Source organism: Geobacillus sp. CCR (genome assembly GCF_052906625.1).
Genome location: NZ_JBREBQ010000058.1, coordinates 1 through 10,146 on the forward strand (window position 1 = coordinate 1; position 10,146 = coordinate 10,146).

7 protein-coding genes, 7 tRNA genes and 1 rRNA gene are annotated in these 10,146 nt (G+C 51.1%); all 15 read right to left on the bottom strand.

Translation table 11 applies throughout. From position 1 onward, the window contains the following. Positions 1 to 599: 599 nt before the first annotated feature. A complete protein-coding gene (gene glmS, locus ACVBDQ_RS16965; RefSeq protein ID WP_446663362.1) occupies positions 600 to 2,402 on the bottom strand; it encodes a glutamine--fructose-6-phosphate transaminase (isomerizing) in 1,803 nt (600 codons plus the stop codon). Between the two features lie 550 nt (positions 2,403 to 2,952). Beyond that, entirely contained in the window at positions 2,953 to 4,302 is a 1,350-nt protein-coding gene (gene glmM / locus ACVBDQ_RS16970; protein WP_023634438.1) for a phosphoglucosamine mutase, read from the bottom strand. 27 nt (positions 4,303 to 4,329) lie between these two features. Next, a complete protein-coding gene (locus tag ACVBDQ_RS16975; RefSeq protein ID WP_021322053.1) occupies positions 4,330 to 5,568 on the bottom strand; it encodes a CdaR family protein in 1,239 nt (412 codons plus the stop codon). Next, positions 5,561 to 6,382, bottom strand: coding sequence for a diadenylate cyclase CdaA (gene cdaA, locus ACVBDQ_RS16980; RefSeq protein ID WP_011229664.1), 822 nt, complete (start codon positions 6,380 to 6,382; stop codon positions 5,561 to 5,563). Before cdaA ends, ACVBDQ_RS16975 begins: the two co-directional genes overlap by 8 nt. Positions 6,383 to 6,454: 72 nt before the next feature. Continuing rightward, a complete protein-coding gene (gene rsiW, locus ACVBDQ_RS16985) occupies positions 6,455 to 7,066 on the bottom strand; it encodes an anti-sigma-W factor RsiW (protein ID WP_011229663.1) in 612 nt (203 codons plus the stop codon). A 14-nt stretch (positions 7,067 to 7,080) separates the two neighbouring features. Further along, positions 7,081 to 7,644 (bottom strand): RNA polymerase sigma factor SigW, encoded by a 564-nt coding sequence (gene sigW, locus ACVBDQ_RS16990; RefSeq protein WP_011229662.1) that lies wholly within the window; start codon positions 7,642 to 7,644, stop codon positions 7,081 to 7,083. Positions 7,645 to 7,844: 200 nt separating this feature from the next. Then, positions 7,845 to 8,744: an arginase gene (gene rocF, locus ACVBDQ_RS16995; protein ID WP_021322054.1), complete on the bottom strand. Its 900-nt coding sequence runs from the start codon at positions 8,742 to 8,744 to the stop codon at positions 7,845 to 7,847. Positions 8,745 to 8,892: 148 nt separating this feature from the next. Beyond that, positions 8,893 to 8,965 (bottom strand) — tRNA-Ala (locus ACVBDQ_RS17000). 6 nt (positions 8,966 to 8,971) lie between these two features. After that, positions 8,972 to 9,043: transfer RNA gene (locus ACVBDQ_RS17005), tRNA-Gly, on the bottom strand. A gap of 4 nt (positions 9,044 to 9,047) precedes the next feature. Beyond that, positions 9,048 to 9,123, bottom strand: a tRNA-Lys gene (locus ACVBDQ_RS17010). Positions 9,124 to 9,425: 302 nt separating this feature from the next. Then, a tRNA-Gln gene (locus tag ACVBDQ_RS17015) sits at positions 9,426 to 9,500 on the bottom strand. Between the two features lie 114 nt (positions 9,501 to 9,614). After that, positions 9,615 to 9,686: transfer RNA gene (locus tag ACVBDQ_RS17020), tRNA-Glu, on the bottom strand. Positions 9,687 to 9,696: 10 nt separating this feature from the next. Continuing rightward, positions 9,697 to 9,772 (bottom strand) — tRNA-Thr (locus ACVBDQ_RS17025). A gap of 7 nt (positions 9,773 to 9,779) precedes the next feature. Continuing rightward, positions 9,780 to 9,854: transfer RNA gene (locus tag ACVBDQ_RS17030), tRNA-Asn, on the bottom strand. A 156-nt stretch (positions 9,855 to 10,010) separates the two neighbouring features. Beyond that, positions 10,011 to 10,127 (bottom strand): 5S ribosomal RNA (gene rrf / locus ACVBDQ_RS17035). Positions 10,128 to 10,146 lie beyond the last annotated feature (19 nt).

Below are 10,146 nucleotides of genomic sequence, written 5' to 3' on the forward strand. Positions count from 1 at the left end.
AGTAAAATGAAAGTGCTCTTGCATGGGGATTCTCCTTTCGAATGTTGGGTGACACTTTCATTCTACTGGAGATCCGCCAGCAAGGGCTATTTTTATGCTTGTCTGAGTTTTATCTAGCACCACGGGTAAATTTAAATTTAGAGATTATTCAAAATGCAAATCATTCTTTAGATATTGAAGGATTCGAGACAATAAATTCAATCTCATCTTTATCACGAGTGATGGAAAAATTGCAAAATGTGATAAAAGCGAATTAGTAAAAAAGAAATTGTTTATAAATACATTTATTTAAAAAGTTAATTTGCTTGTTAATATATGTATAAGAGAGGTGCGAATTGCACCTCTTTTTAAATAGTTATTTATTATTTTGTAATTCAAATCCGAACCCGTTAGTAAAAATCGGATCGAGTTTTACAGGACAAGACTTTTTTGTCAAATAACAGTAATAGGAAAAACCAAAGCCTGCTGGATTCACCAACAGGCTTTCAGTTCCCGGCTTTTTTGTTCGGTACCCAACTTTTTTGTCCGGTTCCCGACTTTTTTGTCAAGTACCCGACTTTTTTGTCATTCAACAACAGTCTTTCCGACCAACGAACCGCTCACTCCACCGTCACGCTCTTCGCCAAGTTGCGCGGTTTGTCGACGTCGCAGCCGCGGTGCAAGGCGGCATAGTATGCGATCAGCTGCAACGGCACGACGGACACAAGCGGCGTAAGATCCGGATGGACAGCCGGGATGATGAAGCGGTCGCCGTCGCCTTCCAGGCCGCGCATCGAGATGACGCACGGGTTCGCGCCGCGGGCGACGACTTCTTTTACGTTGCCGCGAATGCTTAAGTTGACGTGCTCTTGGGTGGCGAGGGCGATGACCGGCGTGCCGTCCTCAATCAAGGCGATCGTGCCGTGTTTCAGCTCGCCGCCGGCGAACCCTTCCGCTTGGATGTAAGAGATCTCCTTCAGCTTCAGCGCGCCTTCTAGGCAGACATAGTAGTCAACGGCACGGCCGATGAAGAAGCAGTTGCGCGTCAGCGTCAAGTAGTCGCTTGCGATTTTCTCCATTTCTTCTTTCGCATCACACAGCATTTCCATCACATTGGCGACGATGGCAAGCTCTTTCGTCAAGTCAAAGTCCAGCTCAAAGCCTTTCGCTTTCGCCGCCGCGGCGGCCAAAATCGCAAGCACAGCAATTTGCGCCGTATAGGCTTTTGTCGAGGCAACGGCGATTTCCGGACCGGCGTGCAACAGGAGCGTATAATCGGCTTCCCGCGACAGCGTCGAACCTGGGACGTTCGTGATCGTAATCGCTTTATAGCCGAGTTTGTTCGTTTGCACGAGCACGGCGCGGCTGTCGGCCGTTTCGCCGCTTTGCGAGATAAAGATGAAGAGCGGCTTTTCCGACAACAGCGGCATGTTGTACGAAAATTCGCTGGCGATATGCACTTCCACCGGAATTTTCGCCCACGATTCGATCAACTGCTTGCCGACGAGACCTGCATGGTAGCTCGTTCCGCACGCGACAATGTACAGGCGGTCAGCGTTCAGCACTTCGTTGATGATCGCTTGGTCAATCGTCAATCCGCCGTTTTCGTCTTGGTATTTTTGAATGATGCGGCGGATGACGAACGGCTGCTCATCAATTTCTTTCAGCATGTAATGCGGATACGTCCCTTTTTCAATGTCGCTCGCATCGAGCTCAGCCGTAAATGGCTTCCGTTTGACTGTTTCACCGTTGAGCGTTTGAATCGTGACGTTCTCGCTCGTGACGATAACGAGCTCCCCATCCATCAGTTCGACGAATTGATTCGTCACTTGAAGCATCGCCATCGCGTCGCTCGCCACAACGTTAAATCCATCGCCCAAGCCGACGAGAAGCGGGCTTTTGTTTTTGGCCGCATAGATGGTGTTTTCGTCTTGCGCATCGATCATGGCGATGGCGTACGATCCTTTTAGCAGCGAGAGCGTTTTTCGGAACGCCTCTTCCGTTGCCAGTCCGTCGTTGACGAACTTCTCCACGAGCTGAACGATCACTTCCGTGTCCGTGTCGCTTTGAAACGCAACATCGGCTAAATAATCGCGCTTGACCATTTCATAGTTCTCAATGACGCCGTTATGCACGAGCGTAAAACGGCCTGAAGCGCTTTGATGCGGGTGGGCGTTCACTCGGCTTGGCGCCCCGTGTGTCGCCCAGCGTGTATGGCCAATGCCGACCGTCGCGTTGACGTTCGGGTCGACGATGCGGCGCAAATCAGCAATCCGTCCTTTTTCCTTAAACACATGCACGCCGCTTTCGTTCAACACAGCGATCCCCGCCGAATCGTAGCCGCGATACTCGAGTTTTTCCAATCCGCGCAATAAAATTTCCTTCACATCTTGATAACCGATATAGCCAACAATGCCGCACATGGCAAATGTTCCTCCTTTTCATCTTGGAGGCTGCCGCTAACGAGAACCGTCTTTCCTGTTCAGTTGTCAAAGAACATGTTCGGGGTCTCGCCGATCCACGGGCGGCAGACTCCCTTCTTCGTTTCGCGCGATGACATCCTCCCCTTTGTGCAAAGGGTCACCCCTTTGTTTTAAGAGAGGACTTGCGGCTGTCATCGCTCCAGCCGGGAGGCATCCGCCGAAAACCTCGATAAACCTCCTCCTCGTCAACTAAGCGTTCTTCCGTCCAACGCTTAGTCCAGGCGCTTTTGTCTCGTCAAAACCGATGCAACAACCAACCACCTTTTTGCTTTGTTGGCCATGCCTACGGTTGCGGCAAGCCATCACTTCACCATGTTCCGCTCTTCGCCCTTCCATCGCCTCCTTTCAAGAAAAAGGCAACAACGTTAATATTACAGGACATTCCCAGCGGCGTCAACTATCATCTATCCATCCCTTTATATAAAATAACCTATGCATAAACGGAAGCGAACGTTCCGTCTATGCATAGGGTGGTTGTCCAAGCGGTCGGTTATTCCACTCCCATTTCACGGCGGACGACATCCGCGATCCGCTCAACGTAGGCGCGGCACGCTTCCTCGGTTTGGGCCTCCGCCATAATGCGCACAAGAGGCTCAGTCCCCGATGGGCGGACAAGAACGCGGCCATTGCCGTTCATCTCTGCTTCCACTTCCGCGATCACTTTCTTGACTTGCTCATTTTCCATCGCTTTTTCTTTATCTTTTACCCGGACGTTCACAAGCAGCTGCGGGTATTTTTTCATTTCCCCCGCCAATTCGGAAAGCGGCTTGCCTTTGATTTTCATGATGTTGACAAGCTGGAGCGCCGTCAACATTCCGTCCCCCGTCGTGTTGTAGTCAAGGAAGATGATATGTCCGGACTGCTCGCCGCCGAGATTATAGCCGTTCTTCTTCATTTCCTCGACGACATAGCGGTCGCCAACGGCCGTTTGTACACTTTTGATTCCCTGCGCCTCAAGCGCCTTGTAAAACCCAAGGTTGCTCATGACAGTCGAGACGACGGTTTGCTGTTTCAAGCGGCCGGTTTCTTTTAAATATTTGGCGCAAATGTACATAATTTGATCGCCGTCAACAATGTTGCCGCGTTCATCCACGGCGATGAGGCGGTCGCCATCGCCGTCAAAGGCGAGCCCGACATCGGCTCCTTTTTCTTTGACAAACGCCGCCAACGCTTCCGGATGGGTGGAACCGACTCCTTCGTTAATGTTGAGCCCATTGGGCGAAGCCCCCATTGTCACGACATCCGCATCCAAATCGGCAAATAAGTACGTCGCAAGCGATGACGTCGCCCCGTGCGCGCAGTCGAGGGCGATTTTCATCCCGGAAAAATCTTCTTCATCGATCGTTTGTTTTAAATACTGCAAGTACTTTTGTCCGCCTTCAAAATAGTCGTTTACTTGCCCAAGCCCAGCCCCGATCGGCCGCGGCAGCATATCCTCCGCGCTGTCGATCAGCGCCTCAATTTCCGCTTCCTGCTCATCCGACAGCTTGAACCCGTCCGGACCGAAAAATTTAATGCCGTTATCTTGCACCGGGTTGTGAGAAGCAGAAATCATGATGCCGGCCTGCGCTCCAAGCGCCTTCGTCAAATAGGCGACACCTGGCGTGGAAATGACGCCAAGGCGCATCACTTCAGCCCCGATCGACAAAAGCCCGGCGACAAGGGCGCCTTCAAGCATATGGCCGGAAATGCGAGTGTCGCGCCCGATCAATACTTTCGGGCGCTCAGCGCTTTTGGTCAGCACGTATCCGCCGCAGCGGCCGATTTGAAACGCCAACTCTGGCGTCAATTCACGATTTGCGACTCCTCGTACACCATCAGTGCCAAAATATTTGCCCATTCGTTCACTCTCTCCTTACTATGCAGTTTATTGTGCAGTTGCTTTGTCGCTAATATGGACCATCGCCGTTTCCGCCGACGGCTGCCATTGGACTTGTTCAGGGTGGTTCCATTGAATGGGAACTTGATGTTCGCCAATGCCGAGGCCGCTAACATCGACATACAAGCGGACATCATCTTTCGTCAATCCACGGACGACATCGGGCGGACCGACAAGGCGGACCGTAATTTTGCCTTCAAGCGGTTTGACAAATTCAGCTTTGTATGAATCCGGCAAGCCGACGACGGCGATCGGCACGTCTTTCCACGTTTGCGTGACGTCTTTTTCCACATCAATATGCACCTTGATTTTGTCTGGATCGACGTTTTTTGCTCCATCAGGGAGCGGAGCGTCAAGTTCTACCGTCGCATCGTCGGTAATGTCGTCCAAATCAACTGTCAATCCTTCCAGCTTGTCAATATGGTTCAACACTTCCTTCGGTCCATAAATCGTCACTCGATCCGGCTCCGGCGTGATGCTGACAAGATGCACACCATCCGGCAACTCCCCAGTTGTTCGCACTTGAACCGACACCGTCTTGCTCGGGCTTTTCACCGGCACGGTTACTTCCACCGACGATGGCTCTGGCTCAATATCCAACTCATTTCCCCGTCGATCGTACACCCGAACGCGCGCTTCTCTCGTCAGCGTTTCCGTCGCCCCATCTAAGTCGACGATGGCTTTGACAAACGCAATCTCGTCGATTAGTTCCTTCGCCCCGGTAATCGTCACGGCATCTGGTTTCACAGTCGGTTCTCCAACGGAATAGCCATCCGGCATTTTGTTTCGATTGAAAAATTCAACACCGACAGGAAACCGTTTCGACACTTTTTCACGAATCGTCACTTTGGCGGAGGAAGGCTGAATCGTCACTTTCAACTTGTCAGAGATGTCCCTGTATTTGATCGGCACCGTGTATGTCCCTAACGGCAATTCCGTTAAATCGACATACACCTCGAAATTTCGTTGCAGAGCCGTCGGCTTGACAATGCTGGCCGGCCCTTGGAGCGTAACGTTCACGTATTTCGGGACGCCAGATACGACCAAGTTGTCTTCATCATAGTAAGCGACCACCGGAATATCGATCAACGTTTCCGTATCTTCCTGGCCAAACGTGTTGCGCGTTTCACCGGTTTTCGCCCCGACATTGGCCGACATATACAGCATAATCGCCAGCAATAAGGAGACAACGCGAATAAACCAAGGATGGTCCATCAACTTATCCATGTTTCTTCCCCCTCCATTGCCAACGGGAAGAAGCGGGCGCCTTCGTCGCTGGAGCAAGTTCGCCGGTCAACAGCTCCCGAAACTCATCGATCGTTAAATCGCGGTACAGCTCGCCGTTTTTCGTCAACGATACCGCTCCCGTCTCCTCCGACACGACGACGGTGACGCTGTCAGTCACTTCGCTGATGCCGAGCGCCGCCCGATGGCGTGTTCCGAGCTCTTTCGAAATAAATGGACTTTCCGATAATGGTAAATAACAGGCCGCCGCAGCGATTTGGTTTTTTTGAATAATGACCGCCCCATCATGAAGCGGCGTGTTCGGAATGAAAATATTAATGAGCAGTTCCGGCGATACATGAGCGTTTAACATAATGCCGGTTTCGACATAATCGTTCATTCCGGTTTCCCGCTCAATGGAAATCAGCGCGCCGATGCGTCGCTTCGCCATATACTCGGTCGCTTTTACAATGGCTTCCACCATTCGCATCCGCTCTTCATCTTCATTGACCGTATTGCGGGTGAACAGCCGTCCGCGGCCGAGCTGCTCAAGGGCGCGCCGCAATTCTGGTTGAAAAATGATGATGATCGCGAGAAATCCCCAAATGATCGCCTGATCCATCAGCCATTGCAGCGTTGTCAAACCGAGATAATTGCTCACGAAACGAACCAAAATAATTAAAAAAATGCCTTTTAACAGCTGAATGGCCTTCGTCCCGCGAATCATCATGATCAACTTGTAAATCACATACCAAACGACAAGGATATCAACCACTTTTAACAAATATGACACGATGGGGAGCTCTCCGAAGGACATCTTCACACTTCCTTTATCTCTAATTCCAATCTGTTGATGGCCACGGAAAAAGCCATCGAACGATGGCTGCCATCATTCAATCGATTGGAGCGCACGATTGAACCTTTCTTTAATATTATACCAAATCCATTCAAACACTTGATTAATTTCCTCCACTTCCCCTGTCACTTGCCCGGCGGACGCCATATATTTCTTTCCATGGATCACAGTCACGTCCCCATCAACCGTTCCTTCAATCCGAATCGAGCCATTGCGGACGACAATATCCCCTTTGACCGTTTCTCCTTTCGGCACGATGACAGTATGATCGCGGATGATGACATGTTCATCAGCTGAGACGGAAAACGCGCCTCTTTCCCCCCATGAAGAAGCTAAGCTGCCTAAAGTGAGCGCTAAAAACAACGAGGCAGCCGTAAGCAGCGGGTGGCGATGCAGGAAGCGGCGCAGCCGCGCGGTCTTTCTCTCTTTCGGCATCGCCTCCATAACCTTGGCTGCAAACGACGGCGGCGCCGCAACGTGGGCGGCATATTGGAGGAAAGCAACCGTCTTTTTCAGCTCGTGAAAATGGGCAGCGCACGCAGCGCACGAACGCAAATGTTCTTTCAGCTGCTGCTCTCCTTCTGGCTGGAGATCTCCATCAAAATAGCTGTGCATGAGCAACACGATTTCTTTCGGACATTCCATAGTCTCCCACCCTCTTATAAATGACCCAATTGCCTGCGCAACGCTTCGCGGCCGCGATGCAGCCGCGTTTTCACCGTGCCGACCGGCAACCCTAAAATCTCGCTGATTTCTTGCAAGGACAAATCTTCCATATATTTCAACACGATCACGCTTCGATACTTTTCTGGCAACTGCTCAATCGCTCGCTGCACCGTCTCTTGCAGCTCCAGGCTTTCCACTGCCTCCTCCGGGGATGCTTCGCGGGAAGGAAGCTGAGCCTGCATCGTCAACCCGTCCGTGCCTCCGACCTCTTCATCTAAATACACGTCCGGCTTCCGTTTCCGCAATTTATCGATCGTCAAGTTCGTCGCGATCCGGTACAGCCAAGTGGAAAACTTCATTTCTGGATTGTACGTATCAATATGGATGTAGGCGCGGATGAACGCCTCCTGCGCCGCATCTTCCGCCTCATGCCGATTGCCAAGCATTCGATAGCAAAGGCGGTAAATCTTGTCCTTATACAAATCGACAAGATCCGCGTATGCGTTTTGATCCCCTTTTTGGATCGCCTTAATTCTCTTTTTAATAAATAGATCCATAAAATACAATACCCCCGCCTCACGGCTTACTGTATATTACGGCGCTCGATCAAGAAAAGTTTCATGCAACATATTTATTGTATCATACAACTGAAAAAGAGGGGACGCCAAACAAATGGCAGCCCCTCTTTCACAAACAGCGGGAACAAATCATCATCATATCCGTGAATCCCGCAACCAACCCTCTTTGCCCACATGCATTAAATGAGTTTTTCACCAAACAACGACCCCATCAGCGCTACAGCAACTGATGCTGTTTTGTTCCGCTCATCCAAGATCGGGTTCACTTCGACAAATTCCGCTGAAGTGATGATTTGTGCTTCGGCCAGCATCTCCATCGCCAAATGGCTTTCGCGGTATGTCAATCCTCCAATGACAGGCGTTCCGACTCCCGGTGCGTCGCTTGGGTCAAGGCCATCCAAGTCAAGCGACAAATGAACGCCATCCGTTCGTTCTTTTAAATAGGTGATCGTTTCTTCCATCACCCTTGTCATTCCGAGCCGATCAACCTCATGCATCGTGTAAATTTTGATTCCTTTTTCGCGAATAAACTTCTTCTCCCCTTCATCAAGGGAACGGACGCCAATCAACACGACATGTTCCGGCTTGATTTTGGGGCTGTATCCGCCGATTTGCGTCAGCGCCGGATGGCCAAACCCGAGGCTCGCCGCCAGCGGCATGCCATGAATGTTTCCAGACGGCGACGTTTCCTCGGTGTTGACGTCGCCGTGCGCGTCATACCAGATCACTCCAAGCCGCTCATAATGTTTCGCCACCCCGGCGATCGTGCCAATGGCGATGCTATGGTCGCCGCCCAGCACAAGTGGGAAGCGCCCCCGCTGAACGACTTGGTCAACCGCCGTCGCGAGTTTCTCATTCGCCTCCGCAACCGCTTTCAAATTGCGCAACCGTGAATCTCCTTGCTCGTGCAACCGCTCTGCTTTCCCAATCGGAATATCTCCCAAATCTTCAATATCGTAATGAAGACGTTCCAGACGTTCGATGACGCCTGCATAACGCATTGCGCTCGGCCCCATATCAACGCCGCGGCGTGTCTGCCCTAAATCCATCGGAACCCCGATAATTGAAATTGGCTTCATGCTGTCTCCCACTCCTTTCCGGTTCCTGTTACGTCTTTATTGTAGAGGAAAGAAAGGGGATGACTCAACTTGACAAAATTTTGAATATTTATACCGATATAACAAAAAAGAGCAGGCTGCTTGTGGTTGTCAAGCAGTCTGCTCTTGATGGAGCCTATCGGGATCGAACCGATGACCTCCTGCGTGCAAAGCAGGCGCTCTCCCAGCTGAGCTAAGGCCCCGCCCCAAGCGGAAGACGGGACTCGAACCCGCGACCCCCACCTTGGCAAGGTGGTGTTCTACCACTGAACTACTTCCGCGCTATGGTGAGCCATGGAGGACTCGAACCTCCGACCCTCTGATTAAAAGTCAGATGCTCTACCTACTGAGCTAATGGCTCATAGTCAAGTATACACTCACAATGAACGATGCCCCTTCCTCTGCTAGCATATTCGAAGATGTTGGATGCGTCGGGACAACTCGAAGCAAATCCGAAGATGCTTCGCTCGTTGCTCTACCTACTGAGCTAATGGCTCATGGTTAGGATAACACTCTACAGCTTCGTTTCACTCTACCTGCCTCTTCCTCTCCCAGCTGTTTCACAGATGCCTAGTGCGTCGAGGCAACTCGAAGCAAACTCGAAGATGCAGCGCTCGTTGCTGAGCTAATGGCTCATGACCATTTTTATGTACAAAAAAATAATGGCTGGGCTAGCTGGATTCGAACCAGCGCATCACGGAGTCAAAGTCCGTTGCCTTACCGCTTGGCTATAGCCCAACGCGATGAGAAAAAAACGCTGTATTCAATTGCTATTATATCTCAGCAATCAGGGAAGTATACACTTTTCATTTCGGCCAATCATCCTTGAAAGGACGACTGGCCGAAATGGAGTGACCCGTACGGGATTCGAACCCGTGTTACCGCCGTGAAAGGGCGGTGTCTTAACCACTTGACCAACGGGCCGGAAAATAAATGGAGCTTCCAACCGGGCTCGAACCGGTGACCTCTTCCTTACCATGGAAGTGCTCTACCTACTGAGCTATGGAAGCGTAAAAATGGCTCCGCAAGTAGGATTCGAACCTACGACCTACCGGTTAACAGCCGGTTGCTCTACCGCTGAGCTATTGCGGAATGATGAATAACTATATGTCATGCACATCTTCCCAATGTGCTCGTTGCCTCTTCCTCTGCCAGCTAATTCAAGGAAGCGAGATGCGTCGAGGCAACTCGTAGCGAATTCGAAGATGTGAAGCTTGTCGCTGAACTATTGCAGAATAATGAAACATTGCCTAGCAGCGACCTACTCTTGCAGGGGCGCTGGCCCCAACTACCATCGGCGCTGGAGGGCTTAACTTCCGTGTTCGGGATGGGAACGGGTGTTTCCCCTCCGCCATAGCCACTAGGCAATGATGATCATCTTGGA

Excerpts from the sequence above, each read along its gene's own strand:
- glmS (WP_446663362.1), bottom strand. The coding sequence starts at position 2,402 with ATGTGCGGCATTGTTGGCTATATCGGTTATCAAGATGTGAAGGAAATT.
- rocF (WP_021322054.1), bottom strand. The coding sequence starts at position 8,744 with ATGAAGCCAATTTCAATTATCGGGGTTCCGATGGATTTAGGGCAGACA.
- ACVBDQ_RS16975 (WP_021322053.1), bottom strand. The coding sequence starts at position 5,568 with ATGGATAAGTTGATGGACCATCCTTGGTTTATTCGCGTTGTCTCCTTA.
- rsiW (WP_011229663.1), bottom strand. The coding sequence starts at position 7,066 with ATGGAATGTCCGAAAGAAATCGTGTTGCTCATGCACAGCTATTTTGAT.
- glmM (WP_023634438.1), bottom strand. The coding sequence starts at position 4,302 with ATGGGCAAATATTTTGGCACTGATGGTGTACGAGGAGTCGCAAATCGT.
- cdaA (WP_011229664.1), bottom strand. The coding sequence starts at position 6,382 with ATGTCCTTCGGAGAGCTCCCCATCGTGTCATATTTGTTAAAAGTGGTT.
- sigW (WP_011229662.1), bottom strand. The coding sequence starts at position 7,644 with ATGGATCTATTTATTAAAAAGAGAATTAAGGCGATCCAAAAAGGGGAT.